This is a genomic window from Alteromonas abrolhosensis (assembly GCF_001953635.1).
GTDB lineage: Bacteria > Pseudomonadota > Gammaproteobacteria > Enterobacterales > Alteromonadaceae > Alteromonas > Alteromonas abrolhosensis.
Genome location: NZ_MEJH01000003.1, coordinates 100338 through 120772 on the forward strand (window position 1 = coordinate 100338; position 20435 = coordinate 120772).

Below are 20435 nucleotides of genomic sequence, written 5' to 3' on the forward strand. Positions count from 1 at the left end.
GAAAAATTTGTAAACGGGTGGAAATCCACCCGTTTAAAATCAAGGTGAGGACTAAGAAAGTTTAAAGTCGTCTTTAACAAGACCGTACTTTCTCATTTTGTCGTACAGTGTCTTACGAGGTAAGCCTAACTCCTGCTGAACTTCAACCAACCTCCCGTCGTGCTCACGCAGTGTCGCCTCTAATACGCCTTTTTCATACTGTGCGACCTTGTCTGCTAAGGTTAATGCGTCACTGCTATCCTCACTATTTGGCTCGTCAAAAATTGTTTGCCCCCCCATAAGAACAAAACGTTCAGCCGCATTGCGCAACTCTCTAATATTACCGGGCCAGTTATGTTGCTGAAGCCTTGAAAGCTGGTCATTTGTGAGACGAGGCGCATCAGTGTTAAAACGAGAACTCGCCAGTGCGGCATAGTGTTGGAATAAAAGAGAAATATCCTCTTTGCGTTCACGCAAGGGCGGAATTTCAACGTTGATCACGTTTAGTCGGTAGAATAGATCCTCTCTGAACTCCCCTTTATCGACCAATTCAAGTAAGTCAATTTTCGCTGCGGCGATAACCCGAATATCTAAGTCTACGCTGCGGTTGCTACCAAGTGGCTCTATAACGCGATCTTCCAGAACACGCAGCAACTTAATCTGTAAAGCCATTGGCATGCTTTCAATTTCGTCCAGAAAGAACGTTCCGCCGTTTGCGTGTTCTATTTTTCCAATACGTTTCTTTTGTGCACTTGTGAATGCGCCAGCTTCAAAACCAAACAATTCACTTTCAATCATGGTCTCTGGAATAGCGCCGCAGTTTATTGCAACAAAATTCTCGTTTCTTCGATGGCTGTTGTAGTGAAGAAATCTTGCAACCAAGTCTTTACCGGAACCCGTTTCTCCTCGAATAAGCACGTCGGCGGGTATATCTTTTATTTGCATCAACAACCGGCGTAACGCTTTAATTTTTTGAGTATTCCCAAGCAAGCGAGGCCCGGCACCGGTTTGTGCATCAAGTTCATCTTTCAGTGCGCGGTTTTCTAATACCAAAGCTCGCTTTTCCCCCGCTCGCTTTAGCACATCTAAAATATATTCGTTGGAAAAGGGCTTTTCGATAAAATCATAAGCGCCCAATCGCATAGATTCCACCGCAGTGGAAATATCGCCATGCCCCGTTAGCATCACAACCGTAAATTCAGCGTCAATCGACAGCGCATTCTTTAGAAAAGTGACTCCATCCATGTTGGGCATATTGATATCTGACAAAATAACACCGGGCCAATCCCTATCAAGTTTGATTAGTGCATCGGCCGCGTTATCAAATACCTCTACATCGTACCCTTCTATTACCAGAAGCTGCTTTAGGGCATTCAATATAGTGGGTTCATCATCAATAATATAAATTGGAATGCTCATGCTACAAACTCTTGGTTATTGGAATTGTGAGTGTGAATATTGCGCCACCGTCGGGGTGGTTGTCGGCTGATATAGTACCGCTAAAAGTTGACATTATACGCTGAGAAATAGTTAGACCTAATCCTAACCCTTTGCTTTTAGTGGTATAAAAGGGCTCAAATACGGTTTGAAGCTGCGCTTCAGATAATCCGCTTCCGTAATCCCTCACTGTGATAAAAGCGTATTCAAGGTCGTTGTTTACAGCAATATCTACTTTTGCCGATTCTGCGTGTTCTTGGCTTTGAAGCGCGTTGTTCAACAAATTAACCAGCACTTGTTCTAACGGAACAGCCTCCGCTAAGACAGAAACCTCCTGGTCTTGGTATTGCACCGATATTTCCGCTCCCATTTTGCTGATTTTACTTTCTAAAATGGATAAGGACGCAGAAATGGTATCAGCGACAATCACAGGCCCAATTTTGCCCGCTGACTTTCGCGCAAAAAGCTTATACTGAGCAACCATTGTTGCCATTTTCTGCACCAGCTTAATTATTTCGTCAGTAGTCTGCGCAATACCTTCCGTCTTATTTCTAACAATCATAAGCTTTAATGTTTCACTGTACGTAAGCAAAGCTGTAAGTGGCTGGTTAAGCTCATGATTAATGCTTGCCGACATTTCGCCCAGCAAAGCCAGCTTTCCTGCTTGAATCAGCTCATTTTGTGTTTGCTTCAACCTAGATTCTGTCTGTTTTTGGATATCTATGGTTTTAAGCAATGTGCTATTAATATCTTGAAGCTGGGCAGTTCTTTGCTCAACACGATGCTCTAATTGCTCGTTCGCTGCAGCGAGCTGTCGTTGAGCAATGTTGTTTCTTCGCCAAATCATGCTGAGCAATGCAATTAACACGAAAAGAACTAGCGCTCCAAAACATATTGCCCCAACGAGCTTGTAGGCTTTTTTAATTGGGGTAAGAACAATCAGGTGCCAACCTACTTGCGGTAATGTTTTTGCTGCCAACAAATAAGTGCGGGGTTTTTCATGATAATTAAGTACTAATGTCTCAGCACTTAAAACCTGATGTAAGTTAGAAAAATCAGTTAGTTGTGCTAATGATCCAGTGCCGTATTGTCTCTGGCGTTTTATTTCAGCTTTGACTAAGCTAGGCAATTCAACAAGCGAAGTATAATTCCAGTCGGAATGCGAACTATAGAAAACTGCACCATGATCATCGGTAACCATAAAGGGGGAGTCGTTATCGGCGCTATACTCTTCAATAACAGATAGCGCAACTTTCACAACCAATACCCCTATAATTTTTTCGCTATCTCTGACCGGAAAGGAAAAGTAGTATCCTCGTTTACGAGAAACAGTACCCAGCGCAAAGTAACTACCTTCACTTCCATTCATTGCCTGTTGAAAGTAAGGCCTAAACCCGTAGTTACTATTTACGAAACTATCTTCTTGCTGCCAATTGCTTGAAGCAAGGGTCACTCCGTCGCGAGACATCAGGTATACAGCATCGCTTGAAATCGATTCGTTGTAGGTACTCAACAAGCGGTTAACTTTGAGGACATTTTCGTTTGTCGGGGCTTGGAGTATTTCCTCAATTGCTGGATGAATGACGAGTACGCGAGGTAATGTACGATATTTATCGAGCTGAATTTCTAAACGGCTAGCTACATCTTGAATATTATTTTCAGCTTCAACTTTTAGCTTTTCTAAAACGTGGAAGTAAGACAATCCCCCCACCGCGAATAGATAGATAAAGCAAAGTAATGCTGTAACGATACGGTACACACGAACCCCAAATCAGGCCAACTTCGGCACTTCAACAACTCAATAACAAAAAGCTGACAATTGTTTAATGCAAAGCAATATAACTGAACTAACAACAATTTTATATGCTGAAATGGCATGGCTCGGATAATGAAAAATTCACCTAGTCGAAAAGCACGACAATGCATTTAATTTCTAAAATCCATCCCCATAATGATGAGGCTTCCGAAGTGGTTGGAAGTAATTATTGTTAAAAGGATATTAGAAACAATGAAACGTACTATTCTCGCCAGTATCTTTGGCGCGCTTTCTTTAAATGCTTTCGCAGCTTCGCCTTCATATGACTTCGTTAAAGCTGGATACGTACAAGCAGATATTGAAAACGCAGGCGACTTCGAGCCAACGGGCTTTCAAATTCAAGGCTTTAAATCACTTAACGAAAATGTATACCTGACAGGTCGTTATGGTCAGTTAAGTGAAGATGAATATGGCGTTGACGGTGAACTAAACTATGTCTCTGCAGGTTTTGGTTACCGCTATGGTTTAACTACAACAACTGACTTTTTTGGTGAGTTGACGTATGAGTATGTGGATGTTGACCTAGACTCAAGCTTCGCTTCTGCTGAAGCGGACGACAACGGCTACGGCATTACTGCCGGTATTCGTTCCATGCTTTCGGAGCAATTTGAGCTTCGCGGTGCTATCCGCTATATCGACATTGAAGAAGATGAAACGGCTTTTGAAATTGGTGCAGATTATTTCTTTACGCCACAGTTTTCATTTGGTGCGACTTATGTGATAGCAGATGATGTTGACCTACTAGGCGTATCTGCACGTTACACCTTCTAACACCTTTGATGGGTTAACGTACTCGCAACAAAGCCACGTTACACAACGTGGCTTTTTTATTGAGTTAAATAAACTCTCACCGAGAGTCACCTAAAAAGGTTCAGAACAAGCGCAACCGACTTAATCTAAATACACTTCAAACTCTGCAATTTGTGGTCGTTGTGTCGCAGAATCGATGACAAAGTTGATTTTATCCAAATTGGTATTTGAAAACGAAATCGTACTTGGAATTGAGTTTCCTGATGCCAATACGCTGCCTGTGTCATTGTTCACAAGTTGCCATGAAGTTACCGCACCCTGAGTAGAAGAGGTCTCAATTATCCGTACAGTATTTACTGTCGTATTCAAGCGTTTAATGCTAATTCTTCCCGTCGTTCCGCTCGGAGACCAGTAAGTAGATACATCCCCATCCCTAACGTTCCCGTAACTTGTTCCACTGTACTTTGAGCTACCGTCAGATTGAGCATTTAACGCTAAGTTGGTGCCGCTTGGCGGATTGCCTCCTGAGTTATCGCCACCTCCTGTATCGCCACCTCCTGTATCACCGCCGCCGTTGTCACCACCTCCGGTATCGCCACCGCCACCAGTTGAACCGCAGCTACCGTCTGATACTGCAAGATTTTTGTTGGCACCAGCGGTGTTCTCAAGAATATCTCGTATACAAGATGCCCCATCTAGCGAGTAACTATAGGGAATAGATATTGATGCTGTAGATTGAACGTTTGGCCCTGCAGGTTCATAGTCACTGTCTGAGTCGCTCCACGTAACACCACTTCCGAAAGTGTTTCCCGCAACCTGCCAATAACCATCAGTTGTTGTATAAAACGTACCCAGAGGATCTTTACTATTCTCGAAATAGTTATTTTCTACTTTGACTTCGGCTCCTGCGCGGGAATTGATCCCCGAAGAGCGAACGCCGTCATAGTAGTTATTGTAAATGTGAGCTGTAGCGCCCCTCACAAGGGGAACGCGTGAGTTCAAATTGTCAAAGATATTGTGGTGGTAGGTGATCGGACCGTTATTGACTTGTGATTCGCTTGAACCTACCAAACCACCTCGATCTGAGTTACGTAAAATGCTGTAAGATAAGGTGATGTATTTCGAGTTATCCTTTATATCGAACAAGCCGTCATAACCATCACTTTCACCACCACTAGCCTCTAAGGTTACGTGGTCAACCCATACGTTGCGAACGTCTTTTTCTATCCCTATTGCATCGCCACCATTTGACGTGGGTGAACCCGATTTTTTGACATTTTTAACATGAACATTCCTTATAATGATGTTTTGGGAATTCCTTATATGTATACCCAGCTGGTCGAATGTAGCGCCACCGCCTACACCAATAAGTGTCACATTCGCGATGTCTTTTAACTCAATTTTGTCTTCTGCGGTATTACAGCTGTCTCCAGACACTTTTTCAGTATTACCATGATTGATTGTACCCGAGACTTGAATAATGATTGGCGTTTCTGAGGTGTTTCTATTACACAATGCTTCGTGAATTTGTTTACCCGTAGAAGCTTGTACTACTTGTCCACCTTGACCGCCTGTCGTGCCTCCGTTCTGTGTGTGAAAACCTGAAGCAACTGCAGACGTAGAGACGGCAAAGGCTATTGATGATGCGATTATCGTCGATTGAAATGTAGGTAAGTTCTTTTTCATTTTTTGTCCTTAGATTAATAATTAGAAGGGCGTACAGCTTCAATTACTCAACAAGACAACATCAATTAGTTCAGCTTTCTGTGTGAACTAAACGAACTTAATCAACGCCCAAATTGCCACCGGTAGCAAAACAATAATAGCAACCAAATGAAAATAGTTAACAATCGCATTAATAACAAATTATTAATAAATATAACAAAAAATGAACAATTAAAAATTTAGCACTATTAATCATATACTTAAATTATGCCGATCGCTGGAGAATACACCCACAAATGCTACCGGTATCCCAAAGGGTAGAGGTTAGTTTGTTGGTGATAAATTAACTTAAGATTTAGGCGTGGCACTACCTGTGGATTGAGCTGCACCTTCCTGCTCTAGGTTAAGCGCAGTAATTGGAAATGGAATGACAATCCCTTCTTCATCAAAACGCTTTTTAAGCATTTTTATAAAGGCACTTTTGATGAAGAAGCGGTTAAAGTATTCACGGGTTCTTAGCATCACTGTTAAGTTGATACTAGAGTTGTCAAAGGTGTGAAACAGAACAAAGGGTTGGTAGGTTTTAACGCCGTATTCGTGCTGCTGAAGAATTGTATTGGCAACGTCTAAACAGACTTTTTCAACATGATCCAGATCAGAGTTGTAGTGGACACCGACGTCAACAGGCACCGACAGCTCGCGTTCAGGATAGTAATAGTTAATTAGCTTTGAATTAGAAAGCTTGCTGTTAGGCATGATAACGATGTTGTTAGGTAGCATTCTAACCCAAGTAGAGCGCCACCCTATTTTCTCTACAAACCCTTGCTCTCCCGAGTCCAGCTCGATGAAATCACCTATACGAATGGGCTTATCCATTACCAACTGAATACCTGAAAAGAAGTTCTCGAGCGTTGGCTGTAGCGCTAATGCTACTGCGAGCGAAGTAATACCTAGCGACGCTACAACAGGCGTTACTGACACTCCCATGGTACTTAGAATAATAAGAATTGCTAACACGGCAAAAAGAGCTCTAACTGCTCCACCGGCAATAGCGCTGGTATTTTTAACTATGGTTGACTGGTCGCGATACCGATTCAAGGAATAAGTAACAAAGCGCTCGAAGAATAGAAACAAAGTAATGATAAGACCAGCTTCAATAACAATGGTTAACGCCTTAATAGCCCCTTCGTTTTCAATCTGAAAAACTGAAACAATACTTTTAACTAAAAGCAGGAAGATAACCCAAATAAGTAAATTAAGTGGAGCATTGAGCGACAACACAAGCACTCGATAGATATCCGACATACTGCTGTTTTCTGAGCGCGCTTTAGCTTTCAAACGCACCAATATAAGTCGTTTGATAATGAAAAGCACAATTACAGCGCCCACTAACCCGGCTATTGCTATTGCCTGCTGATTTTCAAGTAGTTGAGTGGTGTCCACGATTGACGGGGCTCCTGCGTAAAGTAGTGACTTTCTTGTTTATTCGCTAAACCTCATTACGTGAAAAATGACGCAAAAGATGCACCAATTGTTTGCTCATAACGCAAAGCGTATTGTTTGAACCGTTTATCAAAGGCAATAAAAAAGCCCCGTATCGTTTACACAACATGGGGCCTTGAGTAGATCAATAATCGCCTTTTTAGGCTTTTATGAGTCGGTCACCTTTGCCAAAAATGACCTTAAGCTTAAATGCTTTTGCCAATGACTAATTAAGTATGTCCAAAGGCGACACTTTCCCTGTTACTGGGTTAAACTCAAATGTTACTGTTCCCGTAGTCGCATTGCCGTTTTGATCTACGTTTGCGTCATTAATATCACTAACAAACTGATCGATAACAACGCGATAAGATGTAGGCCCGTTAGCCCAACCATTCACGCGAACACGATACGTTTCACCAGGGACAATGCCACCGCCTACTTGCTCGTTAGAGCCCAGATTTCCCGAACTCGCCATAATATTACCCTCGGCGTCTAGCAGTTCAAAGTCAAGATCTGGCACCGCGACTACCTCTACATCAGCGCTCAGCGTTGCCACTACACTTGAAGCACTAGGCAGCGCAGTAAATGGAATATCAACATAGTCAACCCCATCAATTAACGCTTCATCCGCCGCGCCTATTAAGACAACACCAGTGTGCTCTTCTATATTATGGTAAACCACAGACTGCTCTTTTGGCTCAGAGGTATCAATGGTAGGCGTTTCTCCTCTTCCTGTTGAAGAAGCGCCAGCTTCATAGCCGCTGATCCGCGCTTGGAACGTAAAAAGTTTTCCATTTGGATTGTCGAATTTTATGTAACGCAGTGCTGATGTTCGATCAACATCTAGCGACTGGTCGAAACGGAACCTGGCTATGTCTCCGTTTTTACCTGTACCACCATTGTCTGCGTTCAATACGGTAATACTGCCGTTACTAATATGGGTAATATCGAAATCTACAGGGCCGTAAATTCTCTCATCACCCGTATTTATTAGCGCAATATCGAATGCAAAAATGCCATTATTGTAGTTAACATTTCCCACTTTGTAGTCAACCTGATTGCTCACATCAACCGAGTTCAAACCGGTTGAAGCAATTCCTGACATGTTGGAAAAGCCAACTTGCTGACTGGTATTAAGACTAATTGCACGTACTACGTATTCATAATCAAACGAGTCTATACCTTGACCTGCTCCGCGTCCTAATCCTTGCCCCTTGTCGATGTAGTAACTATCACCTACTACAAACTCAACGTGGGTAAAACCTGAGAATGTGAGATCGCCTTCAAAATACTCTCGGGTCGGTACACCCGTAAACAAACGCGCACTCGACCCTTTTTTGCGTTTTAACACTTGATAAGCAAAAGCGTCAGGTACGGTTTCCCACGTAATTTCAATCGCGTCATCTGATATGATATGCGCGTCTACAGTTTCCGGTGCTGTTGGTTTAGCCTGATTAGCCGTAAAGTCGCTTACAGCTGTTGAAATGGTCTGGCGACCGCCAATGGGTGCTTTGGCATTGGCTCCTAGCTCTCTAGCAGCAAAAACGCGTTCTATCAAAGCATGATGGCGACCCGGTGAGGTTAAATCTAACGGGTCGGTTGGATACAAAACAGCATCGGCGATAAGTACCGCATCTCTTGCTCGCACGAAGGTGTCAGGTGCAGATACCCCCAGTACATACATTGAGCCTAAGAAGATACGCTCCCAGGTTTCTTTCCCTAAACTAGTTTCTTGGGTAGGGTCGCCTGTTACAGGATCGGGGCGTACGAAGTCTTGCTTGGGCTGTAGCGCCACCATGAGTTCACGCAAATCCCACATTGCACCCGCATATATTTCGCCATCGCGATGCTCTTCAAACGCATTGTCTCTGGTACCTAATTGCGAATAACGAATTTGGCTCTGGGCTGAACGAATAAACTCAAAAGAGTCTGGATTAACTCCCTGCTCTCTCAAGTATTTTCGCAAATCACACGAATTGACCGGGTAAGTACCTAGGTCAGGTGTTTCACCTACAGAGTATGCCCACAAATCGGCTTGCCCTTCATTTAGCGCGCCGCCTTCTGGCTCCCCTTCAAAACCAGCGATGGGCGTTATAGTCGCATGAGTACCTTCATGTATAGGTACTGAGAAATCCATTGCTAAGTTGTTAAATAGGTAACCATGACCATAAGCAGTTGGGTTAACTACCACTTCTTCTCCTGCAATCTCCTGTGACAGCGGCACTGCGAATGCATTGTCTAACCCCAAAAGCTTAGCCATGAACTCAGGATCTGCCGGGTTGTCTGGTGGGTCGAGTACATTCGGAATATGTACCACACCAGTTAACGGTACGGCTTCGTTAGGGTAGCTATTAGGAAACGAACCATCGCCCACGCCACGACTATGCACAGCATCACCGTCTTTATGAAGGTAGTCTAAGTACTCAAGCAATGTGGTGATATAGATAAACTGACTGATACCATCGATGTGATGAGCGGTTGAAGGCGTTACGTGGTCATCTTCTACAGGCCTTGCCTCAATGGCTGCATCTTCACTGAAATGGTAAGTCCCTGTAGCCGCCTGTGAAAACGGCCCTTTCGTTAGCATCGCACTTTCGATTAGTGCGTGCTTGCCGGTGAGTAACCCCTCAACGCCCGTTACTAAGTTTGTATCGTCAAATTTACGCAAGTTGATGCGTTCCATCCCCTTGGGTTTGCCGGTGTACCCACCCGCGTCATCCTCAATTAAACATTCGCTTTGCATAGATTGCGTAATAGGCGGAAAGGTTGGGAAATAATCAGCTGTCTGCTGCACGACACCAACTTGAGCGGTCTGCGTAGCCTCATTTCCCCCCATAGGAAGGATGGTTTTGACCCTGTCATTTCGAGCCAGAATTTCTCCAGACTGCGCGTCAATTACGTATTCAAAAACACCAAAGGGGTTTGACGAATAATAGAAAAATTTCCAAGCCAATTTAAGCTTGTTGTTATCTTGTACAACAATTTGCTGCGGAATAGGTTTAGCAAATACACCTAGACTTTTCTCTATTTGAGAGAACGCAGGGTTCAAAACGTCTAACGCTTCTATCGGTAGCGCTCGCTTGTAAGACGCTAAATCGGCAGTCGCCACGCTAATAGCGCTGTTTGCTGTGAGTACCTGAGTGTTGGCGACAGGCGTGCTTATCGCAGTATCAACAAACAGTGCCCTTACCACCTGCGACTCATCGATTAGAAGTCCAACGCCTCTGTCTTTGATTTTCACACCATCAATAACTTGGTCGAATCTAATTAAGTGACCACCCAACGCTGCCTTGCTGCGGTAAGCGTTAAAAACAAAATTCGATTCGGTTAAGCCACCTAATAGAGCAGAATGACGACTGATAAAGTCATACCCCATCTGTTCCGGTGACGCTCCTGATACGTCAATAGCAATGCCGAAAACACTGTTTAAGTGGCCGTTAGCAGTTCTCAACGTAGAAGATGGAAATTGGGTTTGTAGCTGGTCTATCGCCATTTGAAATAAACTGTTCGCTGGCGGGTTTACAACGTTGTCTGTTAAGTTTATTTCGGCAATACGGTGCGACGAAGCATCTAAAGGCGCGTGTATTGTTGAGGCACTTGCTACGAAAGGTAAAGCAGCTGCTACCGCAGCATAAATAAGGGTTCTTTTTTTCATTATTCAATCCTTAAAATTTGGAGCTATCAATGCGTTCAGCGTTAATACTGAACAACGACTTGATAGCGTTAACCAAATTAGGATCGAGCAAAAAACGTTCATCCACCATAGGGGTTAACCACTAGAGTTAACTGCACCAACCAGATGTGGGAAATGAAAAAGTTAACTGTGCTATTAACTTATTACAGGCTAATTAGGGAGCAGAGATAGTTTGCGTTCAGATTCGCGAGTCAACCACGAAGAAGCATCGTCAATATCTGTGAAAAAAAGATAATCCATACTTTTGAGCTCAGGAATCCTCTGAAACATTATTCCGCGTATAACAGGTCCTTTATAAACATAAGCTTTCGCGATTAATCCCATATCAGGGAGCCGTTTTATAATACGCTTGAGTATGTCGAAGGCCTCAGGAGTTGCACCTTCAACTTGGCTAATATCTGCCAGAAGGGAAAAGGGTCGTTGATTCAGTCCTATGACTAGTTTAAAAAGACGATCGCTGTAGTCTTCCGCACTTTTTTCATTAAATGCGCCATAGAGTCGAGTGGTGACTACTCCGTTTTCGTACGAAATTGTTGATGAGCTCAGTATTTTTGGCATAGCCTACTTTCACAATTACTTCCTAGGTTAATAGTAGACGATAAGTTTTCGTAAATGCGAATACTCTTAAAGTTTAGGTTTATTTTTCAGCCAATGTTAACAGCGCTTCATTATTTGGAAAATGTTCCAGCCCCTGCTTTAAAATCGTGCTGGCTTCTTCAGGCTTGTTGTTTTTGCGCAAGGCCAAGACATAGTTGTGCACATAAGCGTGTTGATGCTGCCCTACTTCATACCCTTTTTTAAACCAAGTGACCGCTTGCTCGTCATCTTGCTCTAAATAATGATTAGCAATTAGGAAATAGCTTAACCAGTATGACGGCCAGGTTCGTGATGCCGTCTCTAAAAACGCCAGTGCGCGTGATTTGTCCCCCACTTTAAGCATATCGTAGGCAGCACTTACGTAGGTGAAAGGCTTCATTTCAGACGAGGTTACGTTGGGTGGCACCGGCGCTAAATACCAGTAATTCCCTCTTCCCCAAGTTCTCTCGAAAAGCTCTAACGACATTTCGTGATTGGGTGTGAGACCAGTATGTAGCGTAACCGTACCTTTGTCGCTATCAAACCCAATGACCACGGCATAGTGCCACTGGGGGAAAAGCTGGATGGAAAGATTTTGAAAAACAATCACCGGAATATCATCTTGAACCAATGACATAATTGACGAAAGTGTCCCGCGCTCAGTATAAGGCAAGAAACCAAACTGTCGGGTAGCGCTCACCATTTCCAGCTGCAAACTCCCTTCTTTATTGGGGATGAATAACTTGGGCGCAATGTCGTTTGGAGAGGTGCTTTCACCATAATAACCAAACACTTCAGATAGTGTGGTAGGTCCGCAATAAAACTGTTCTTGGGGAAAAAACGGTACAGATTGAATAGTGTGAGATTCAGGCAAAGAGGTAAGTCCCTCTTGCCTCAGTTTGTCGGCCTGAGGTGTAGATTGACAGCCAGAGAGCACAAGCAAAAGTGAGAGGCCTGCTAGGGCGCAGGCCTTCTTAACTGCATTTATCATCCAATTAGCTGTTTACTGGACGAATAAATGGATAAACGTCAGTAACACCAATTAGGTCCAAAATTGCGATAATAGCAAGTACAGTAAGCACTGCGCCCACAACACCACCCGCTGGCGCTTGATTAATTTCGTCATTTAACTGTGCAATTTCGCTATCAGTCATACCGTTGATTCTTGCAATAGCTTGATTGCTATCTACGCCTAAGCTTACTAACTTGCTTTGCACATCTGCGCGATTGACCATGTCAATCAACTGCTGCTTGTTGTAGTGAGCAGCCTGAGTTTGCATTACGGAATCTGAGCTAATCGCTTCTGCGTGCACACTTCCAGACATTAAAACCGTTGCCGAAAAGCAACCAATCGCAATTTTTTTCAAAATTTTCATGATGTTTCCCTCTTTTAAATGCACAGTTTTATTCTTCTATCGAATTACCCGTTTGAAGGTAACCTAAGTCGCATAAAACTTCGCACTGACTTAGCAGACACATTTGCGTACTGCGGTTTATTTTCAACTGTTTGAACTATTACATCTAGCAAGCTTAAAGCCATATTGTTCTTGCATGCCTTTTACATACTTCGAGCCCTGAAAGCTGCGTGAAGCATGCGAAAATAGTGCTTTGAAGCGAAGAAACAGAAATCACTCTCTGTGAAATATAGTTAAACTAAATTGCATCACCAAATATTAATAACAGGTAATATTTACCCTTAAAGGAATTATTTACCCACTACTTTTGCATTGCCTAAGTCACCTTACTACTTAATCGCACACTGAAAACTGTTCAAAATTCCCTCGACATGTAGCCCTCAATTCCTTATAGTGCGCGCGCTTTTATATATTAGTGAAGTGACAACCGCTTTCACTATTATCTCTTCTCATCGTTTTACCCCTGGATACCTGTTTTGATTACCACCGCAAATATCACAATGCAGTTTGGCTCTAAGCCATTATTTGAAAATATTTCCGCAAAATTCGGCAACGGCAACCGATACGGCCTGATTGGCGCTAACGGTTGTGGCAAGTCTACCTTTATGAAAATTCTAAGCGGTAAACTTACCCCATCGTCGGGCAACGTTTCTATGTCACCAGGCACAAAGCTAGGTATCTTGAGTCAGGATCAGTTTGCGTTTGAAGAGTTTAGCGTAGTCGATACCGTGATCATGGGTGACCGTGAGCTGTGGGAAGTTAAGCAAGAGCGCGACGCCATTTACAGCAAGGCTGAAATGAGCGAAGAAGACGGCATGCGCGTGGCAGACTTGGAAACCCAATTCGCAGAGATGGACGGTTACACTGCTGAAGCACGCGCTGGCGATATCTTAAACTCTGCTGGCATCGACGAAAGCTATCATTTTGGTCTAATGAAGGAAGTCGCACCCGGTAAAAAAGTACGTGTGCTTTTGGCGCAGGCATTATTTGCCGAGCCTGACATTCTGCTTCTAGACGAACCAACCAACAACTTGGATATCTACACCATCAGTTGGCTAGCTGAAGAGCTGAACAAGCGTAAATCGACCATGCTTATTATTTCGCACGACAGACACTTCCTAAACTCTGTATGCACCCACATGGCCGATATCGACTACGGTGAGCTGCGCGTTTATCCGGGTAACTACGACGACTACATTCAAGCTGCCATGCTGGTTCAAGAACAGCTTCATGCGGAGAATGCTAAGAAGTCAGCGGAAATTGAAGAGCTACAGAGCTTCGTAGCACGATTCTCTGCCAACGCATCGAAAGCGAAACAAGCCACCTCGCGTGCCCGCCGTCTTGAGAAAATTGAATTGGCTGAGGTAAAAGCGTCTAGCCGTCGTAAGCCTTACATTGTGTTTAACCAGCATAAGAAACTTCACCGCCTTGCCATCACGCTTGAAGACTTAGGCCATAGCTACCCAGATCTTCCGTTATTCGATAACGCGAACTTGCTATTAGAAGCAGGTCAGCGCTTGGCGATTATTGGTGAGAACGGGGCCGGCAAAACCACACTTTTGAAGTGTTTGGTTAATGACATTGAACCTACCGCAGGTAGCTATAAATGGGCAGAAAACGCTGCGATTGGTTACATTCCGCAGGACAACGCCAAATACTTTGCCGAAGATATCACTATGTTTGAGTGGATGAGCCAATGGCGCAGCCCAAAACACGATGACCTCCAAATTAAAGGGATGTTAGGACGTTTGCTATTTACGTCTGACGACTTCAACAAGCGCGTGCAGGTATGTTCTGGCGGTGAGAAAAACCGTTTGTTGTTTGGAAAGCTAATGCTTCAAGACATCAACGTATTGGTAATGGATGAACCCACTAACCACATGGACATGGAGTCGATTGAAGCCTTGAACAACGCATTGTATAAGTTTGATGGTACAGTTATTTTTGTAAGTCACGACCGTGAATTTGTTTCGTCACTGGCTACGCAAATCATCGAAATTAAAGACAAGAAACTGAATCACTTCGATGGAAACTACGAAGAGTTTTTGGCGCATAAAGAAAACGCGTAATTGTATATCGATGCCTTCATCAATAGATGAAGTGAGTCACATAACAAAACGGGCACTTAACTAAGTGCCCGTTTTTCGTTTCAGTATATAAAAAGCTTACTTACCAGATAAATACTTGCCAACCGCTGTCGCTAAGCGGTCAAAGTAGTTAACAATTGTGCTTTTGATTGGCGCTAGCTCTTGTTCCGTTATTTCATCAAAATTCGCTGGCGGCGTGAAATCTTCAACACGCTCATTTTTTAGCGCATCATCCTGAAATTCGGTAAATGTAGGCAATGTTAATACATCAACAGGCTTATCTAGACGCTCTACATTTACATTAAAACTTGCCGATGCAATATAGTGGTCGGTACCTAAAAAGCTACGTGTGAATAGTCCAAACCCTTTGCTTTGATGCTCAGAACAGCCATAAGTACCGCACTCGGTAATAGCCACCGTTGGTGCTTCTTCAATGATAATCACGGTGGCAATGCCTTTGTCTAACAATAATTTTCTTAACGTGTTTTGCTTTTCATTGAAAGACCCGTTCTCGCCTTCACCCATCACAAAATCAAGGGCGCCTGCGTCGCCTACCATCGACGAAATATCTACAGTAGTGAAACGACTGTTTTGTTCAATGGCTTTTTTGAAGGTGCTATACAGCGTGTTGTTCAATTGCCAGTCGTAGCTATATTCTTTCGTAAAATTATTGAATTTAGTGGTACCGATATGCGTGTGAGTTGGAAACTTTTTAGCGCTCACCAATACCCCAACTTTCTGCTTTACTGGTTTTGCGGGCTTTACGGGCGTAACAGGCTTACTATCAGGCTCTTTAGACGGTTCGCTTTTAGTGGTTTCTTCATTTGCGCTGTCGCTATCTCGCACCGCATCTTCTTGCTCTGCACTTTCGGTTGGCGTGGCTTCCTCGCCATTAGGTTGAGATGGAGTAATTTCACCAGAGTCCATACCTCGTTGAGTCACACACCCTGATGCCAACATTAAAACGGCTAACAGAACAGTTAACTTTGTCACAAACTTCATTACACTTCCTTATTTCAAAGCCATTTAAGTTAATACTAAATTTTTACCTAAAAGACCATTCTCATATTACTGAAAACGTGGGTCAGCGCATTGGCCGAATTAAGCAGCAAAAAGTCTGCGCGTTGACCTTCAGCAATACAGCCTATATCACTTTCCAACCCCATAAATTGCGCTGGTGTGGCACTCGCCATTTTGCTCGCATCTTCTAATGTTACACCGCAATCATTATGGGTGTTCAAAACTGCACTATGCATATCCAAGCAAGAGCCTGCCAGTGTTTTTCCGTCTGGCGTAGTAAGTTTATCGCCATGTCGTACAATTTCGGTATTGAAAAAATGAAGGCGCTCAATGTCACTGCCCACGTGCGCCATGGCATCGGTAACCAACATGGCGCGAGTTGCACTTTTCACTTTTAATGCCAACTCAGCACTTTTACGGTGTAAATGATGATGATCGATAATGAAACCACAATACACAGAGTCGTTAAGTAGCGCTGCACCAACGGCACCAGGCTCGCGCGACGTTAATGCAGACATTGCGTTGTACAAATGGGTAAAGCCCGTGGCCCCCGCATCGATAGCGGCCTGAACTTGCTCATAACTGGCGTTGGTGTGTCCAATTGCAACCACTACTCCTTCAGCAACCATTTCTTTTATGAAACTGGTACTTACCGTTTCTGGTGCGACAGTAAGTAAAACTTTACCCATGTCTTTGCGACACAAGGTTTCAAGCTCTGCGTCAGAAGGCGTTCTAATAAATTGCGCTTCGTGTACGCCCTTTTTAGCTTTGCTCAGAAAGGGCCCTTCAAAGTGAACCCCTTTTATTAACGCTTTAATGCACTCTGGGCCGCCCGCCATTACTTCGGCAATGGCATCCGCCGCCTGAGCCATTGTTGAAGCATTATCGGTAATGATCGTCGGCAACATGGACGTTGTGCCGAAACGCAGATGAGCCAGCGCCATGGTTTCTACGTTAGCCGCTGAAGGGTTGTGATTAAAAAGTACGCCACCACCGCCGTTCACTTGCGTGTCAAAATACCCAGGGATGAGCTTTCCTTTATAAATACCCCTGAGTTCTGATGGGCTAGCATCGCTAATACTGACTATCTTGCCGCTATCAGCAGTAATGGTTTGGTTTTCAAGCCACCCTTTTGGCGTTAAAACCTGCTCGACAGTAATCGATTCTCTCATTCGCTTTTTACTCTTTTGGCAAAGCTGATAGCGCCATATTCAGCACTTTTTAGGGGCGCTGTTAAATTAGAAGAGATAGAAGGCGAAAGTAAAGGCGTGTAAACATCAGCGAGACCGCCAACCAAACATAGCGGCAATGTCGAAGCCTGATTTATCAGTGCTTCACCCAACTGATTGAGATAATTTGCTCCCCTTTGGATAAGAGATGTTGCGGCGGCACACTGGTCGCGATATGCCTGTATCACCACTGGTGCAATATTGCCAAAGTCTGCAGCATTGTAATTGGCTACCAAAGCCACTAATTGCTGAGGCGACGCTAGATTAAGGTGTTCACAAATTCTGTCTTTTAATTCACTGGCGGGCTCTACTCCATCATATGAAAGCAGTACATGCTTAATGGCCGATAAGCCCAGCCACGCACCACTCGCATCATCGCCGACTTGCAGGCCGTAACCACCTTTGTCAGTAAATACGGCTTTGTCGTAACGGGTTGCCGCTGAGCCTGTACCGCAAATAATAAGGGCTCCAGACTGGTTATCGTGCGCGCCCAAGCAAGCAGCGTGTAAATCACTCATTAACACGGTATCGGCAAACGGGTTGTCTAACGCTAAAAATGTCTGCTTTGCTTGAGGAATATTAGCCCCCGCCAGTCCAGCCGCTAGCAACACCTCTTCGCATGTAATCGACAGCGCCGTATGTGCTATTGCATCCAACGTTGCGTCTATTACCGACCCCATTGCTTGTTCGGGGTTGGTCATTATATTTGCAGGGCCTGCAGCCCCTTCACCTAATACATTACCGTCAATATCTTGCAACAGTGCCCGGCATCGGGTGCCACCACCATCAATACCCACTACATATTTGTAACTCACGGGTTACCTGCTTCTCTTAACTATTCAATACAACTTGTTGTGTGCACTTTACCACACCGATTTCACAGAATAACTCGCTTTCTTGCCAAGATAGAAGCCCGCCGAGTGAGTTTTTGACCGTTATTTCTAGAATAAAGAGCAATGTCAAAAGATCTAAAATCATGCTGCTGCGACCTGTAGAAAGCCGAATACTGACTGTTAGTATGCAAAAAAATGCCCTCATGTTAGAGGGCATTTTTAATATCTAATTTACGCGTGTTTGCTAAGTTGGATTTTTAAACGCTAGCGTTTCCCACAGTGGTACAGTAGACAAACTATGTTTGTAACTGCCAGACGTCTCTTTAGTACTGTAAGACAAATAAATCAGTGTTTTTGAGTCGGCATCATAAATTCTTCGAAGCTTCATGTTCTTGAAAAACACGCTCTTCGATTTTTTGAATATCACTTCCCCTGAATCTGACTTATCAATGGCGTTTAACATCTCAGCCGTAATAGGGCCGGTTTGTCTGCACGCGATTGAACTGTCTGATGGGTCCGACAAATCAAGGTTCGCTTCAATACTTGAAATATGGCAGGTTACACCTGTCACAATGGGATCTTGAAGCGCATCAATTTTAATGTCTTTAGTAGTGAAAAGGCCAAGAGACACATCACCCACTTCGCTGTCACTACAGCCTGCCAACGTAAACACCGACGCGGCGAGTAAACCCAACACAGTGCTTTTCGCAAAAGAGCCGCTCTTAAATCTGCCTTTCATAGAAGTACGATTCATAGAAGTACGAGCTTCGTTTGAACTTAACCAACGTCCATTTGTTTTCATATCATTCCCACCTCTACTCTATTTATGATCTTTTATTGTTTACTCGAAATACCGAGCCAGTGATCATTTTAGCCTAACAGGTTTAACTGTGTCTTATCCATAAGGTCGTGCTGCTTAATAAGTTGCTTTGCCTTTTCAATATCTGGCGCAAAATAGCGGTCTTTGTCGTAAAACGGCACTTGGTCTCTTAGTAGCTGCATCAAAACCTGTAGCTTTTCACTGGTTTTAAGCGGCTTTCTAAAGTCTAACCCTTGGCAGGCGGCTAACCATTCAATGGCCAATATTCCTGCCACGTTATCGAAAATATCTCGTAAGCGCCTCGCGGCGAAGGTAGCCATAGACACATGGTCTTCTTGGTTCGCAGACGTAGGCAACGAATCGATAGATGCGGGGTGCGCCAGGGTTTTGTTTTCACTAGCAAGCGCCGCACAGGTAACCTGCGCAATCATAAAGCCCGAGTTTACCCCACCGTTTTCAACTAGGAACGGCGGCAAACCACTTAAATGAGTATCAATCATTAGCGACATTCTGCGCTCCGACAGCGCGCCAATTTCAGATAGTGCAATAGCCAGCATATCTGCCGCCATTGCCACGGTTTCCGCATGAAAATTACCGCCAGACAAAATATCACCAGTTGGCGTATCAGCGTCATCATTATTTTCAACAAAAACCAACGGGTTGTCGCTTACCCCATTGGCTTCAACCACCAAAATGTCTTGGGCGTAGCGCATTTGCTGTAAACACGCTCCCATCACCTGTGGCTGGCAACGCAGAGAGTACGGGTCTTGTACTTTTTCACACCTTTGATGTGAATGACCAATCTCTGAGGTGTCTAGCAATGTTCTAAACGCAGCCGCCACATCGCTCTGGCTTTTGTGGCCACGCACTTCGTGGATCCGCGCATCGAACGGCACGCGAGAACCTAACGCGGCCTCAACAGTAAGCGCACCAATACCAATAGCGCTATGAAGCGCGTTTTCAGTATAAAACAGCCCCTGAAGTGCAAAAGCAGTTGATGCTTGCGTGCCGTTTAACAGCGCTAAGCCTTCTTTGGGTGCCAGAGCAATGGGCTGCATACCGGCTATTTCAAGGGCTTGGGCCGCACTAATTCTCTCTCCTTTATAAAACGCTTCCCCTTCCCCTAACAGCACCACGCTCATGTGTGCTAAAGGCGCTAAGTCGCCGCTGGCGCCTACCGAACCTTTTTCAGGAATGGCGGGGTAAACTTGTGCATTAAACAAGGTAATGAGCGCTTCTATTACGCTTAGACGGATGCCAGAATAACCACGGGCCAAGGAGTTAATTTTTAACAACATGAGCAGGCGCACAGTATCTTCCTGCATAAAGTCGCCCGTACCTGCCGCGTGCGATAACACAATACTGCGCTGCAATAACTCTAACTCATCAACGTTAATACGGGTATTAGCCAACAAACCAAAGCCAGTATTGATACCATAGACCGTACGGTTCTCTTTAATAACGTTAAGCACCACACGCTCAGCGGCATTTATAGCGGGTATAGCACTTTCATCTAACGATAAATGAACGTGGCTTCTATGCACTTCACGTAATTGATCTAACGTTAACGTGCCTGGCACAAGGTTAAGTTGCTTAACACCACTGCTTTCAGTGAAAGATGATTGCAACATG

15 protein-coding genes are annotated in these 20435 nt (G+C 44.1%); 2 read left to right on the forward strand and 13 right to left on the reverse strand.

The window, feature by feature from the left end:
• Positions 1 to 51: 51 nt before the first annotated feature.
• Both BGK61_RS02605 and BGK61_RS02610 read right to left on the reverse strand, forming a co-directional pair.
• Entirely contained in the window at positions 52 to 1398 is a 1347-nt protein-coding gene (locus tag BGK61_RS02605; RefSeq protein WP_076011465.1) for a sigma-54-dependent transcriptional regulator, read from the reverse strand.
• Between the two features lies 1 nt (position 1399).
• Complete coding sequence (locus tag BGK61_RS02610) at positions 1400 to 3175, reverse strand: sensor histidine kinase (protein ID WP_076011466.1); 1776 nt, start codon at positions 3173 to 3175, stop codon at positions 1400 to 1402.
• Positions 3176 to 3424: 249 nt separating this feature from the next.
• Between BGK61_RS02610 and BGK61_RS02615 the strand changes: the two genes are divergently transcribed.
• A complete protein-coding gene (locus BGK61_RS02615; protein WP_076011467.1) occupies positions 3425 to 4003 on the forward strand; it encodes an outer membrane beta-barrel protein in 579 nt (192 codons plus the stop codon).
• Between the two features lie 120 nt (positions 4004 to 4123).
• On the opposite strand, the gene BGK61_RS02620 is transcribed toward BGK61_RS02615, so the two are convergent.
• The 6 genes from BGK61_RS02620 to BGK61_RS02645 all read right to left on the reverse strand — a co-directional run bounded on the left by BGK61_RS02620 (position 4124) and on the right by BGK61_RS02645 (position 12775).
• A complete protein-coding gene (locus BGK61_RS02620; protein ID WP_076011468.1) occupies positions 4124 to 5668 on the reverse strand; it encodes a pectate lyase family protein in 1545 nt (514 codons plus the stop codon).
• Positions 5669 to 5995: 327 nt separating this feature from the next.
• Positions 5996 to 7090, reverse strand: a complete 1095-nt coding sequence (locus BGK61_RS02625) for a mechanosensitive ion channel family protein (RefSeq protein WP_076011469.1) — start codon at positions 7088 to 7090, stop codon at positions 5996 to 5998.
• 265 nt (positions 7091 to 7355) lie between these two features.
• Complete coding sequence (locus BGK61_RS02630; RefSeq protein WP_076011470.1) at positions 7356 to 10784, reverse strand: M36 family metallopeptidase; 3429 nt, start codon at positions 10782 to 10784, stop codon at positions 7356 to 7358.
• 189 nt (positions 10785 to 10973) lie between these two features.
• A complete protein-coding gene (locus tag BGK61_RS02635) occupies positions 10974 to 11381 on the reverse strand; it encodes a hypothetical protein (protein WP_014997477.1) in 408 nt (135 codons plus the stop codon).
• Positions 11382 to 11460: 79 nt separating this feature from the next.
• Entirely contained in the window at positions 11461 to 12390 is a 930-nt protein-coding gene (locus BGK61_RS02640) for a PA2778 family cysteine peptidase (RefSeq protein ID WP_076011471.1), read from the reverse strand.
• 4 nt (positions 12391 to 12394) lie between these two features.
• Complete coding sequence (locus BGK61_RS02645) at positions 12395 to 12775, reverse strand: PA2779 family protein (protein WP_014997475.1); 381 nt, start codon at positions 12773 to 12775, stop codon at positions 12395 to 12397.
• A gap of 515 nt (positions 12776 to 13290) precedes the next feature.
• Between BGK61_RS02645 and BGK61_RS02650 the strand changes: the two genes are divergently transcribed.
• The gene (locus BGK61_RS02650) at positions 13291 to 14883 is read left to right on the forward strand and encodes an ABC-F family ATPase (RefSeq protein ID WP_076011472.1); all 1593 of its coding nucleotides are present in this window, start codon (positions 13291 to 13293) and stop codon (positions 14881 to 14883) included.
• Between the two features lie 96 nt (positions 14884 to 14979).
• Here the strand turns inward: BGK61_RS02650 and BGK61_RS02655 are convergent, their stop codons facing one another.
• The 5 genes from BGK61_RS02655 to hutH form a co-directional block, all read right to left on the reverse strand.
• Positions 14980 to 15903, reverse strand: a complete 924-nt coding sequence (locus BGK61_RS02655) for a hypothetical protein (RefSeq protein ID WP_076011473.1) — start codon at positions 15901 to 15903, stop codon at positions 14980 to 14982.
• A 47-nt stretch (positions 15904 to 15950) separates the two neighbouring features.
• Positions 15951 to 17093, reverse strand: coding sequence for an N-acetylglucosamine-6-phosphate deacetylase (gene nagA / locus BGK61_RS02660; RefSeq protein WP_076011474.1), 1143 nt, complete (start codon positions 17091 to 17093; stop codon positions 15951 to 15953).
• Complete coding sequence (locus BGK61_RS02665; protein WP_014997471.1) at positions 17090 to 17965, reverse strand: glucosamine kinase nucleotide-binding domain-containing protein; 876 nt, start codon at positions 17963 to 17965, stop codon at positions 17090 to 17092. Before BGK61_RS02665 ends, nagA begins: the two co-directional genes overlap by 4 nt.
• 262 nt (positions 17966 to 18227) lie before the next feature.
• Positions 18228 to 18722: a CreA family protein gene (locus tag BGK61_RS02670; protein ID WP_157888786.1), complete on the reverse strand. Its 495-nt coding sequence runs from the start codon at positions 18720 to 18722 to the stop codon at positions 18228 to 18230.
• A gap of 131 nt (positions 18723 to 18853) precedes the next feature.
• Positions 18854 to 20434, reverse strand: coding sequence for a histidine ammonia-lyase (gene hutH / locus BGK61_RS02675; RefSeq protein ID WP_014997469.1), 1581 nt, complete (start codon positions 20432 to 20434; stop codon positions 18854 to 18856).
• Position 20435 lies beyond the last annotated feature (1 nt).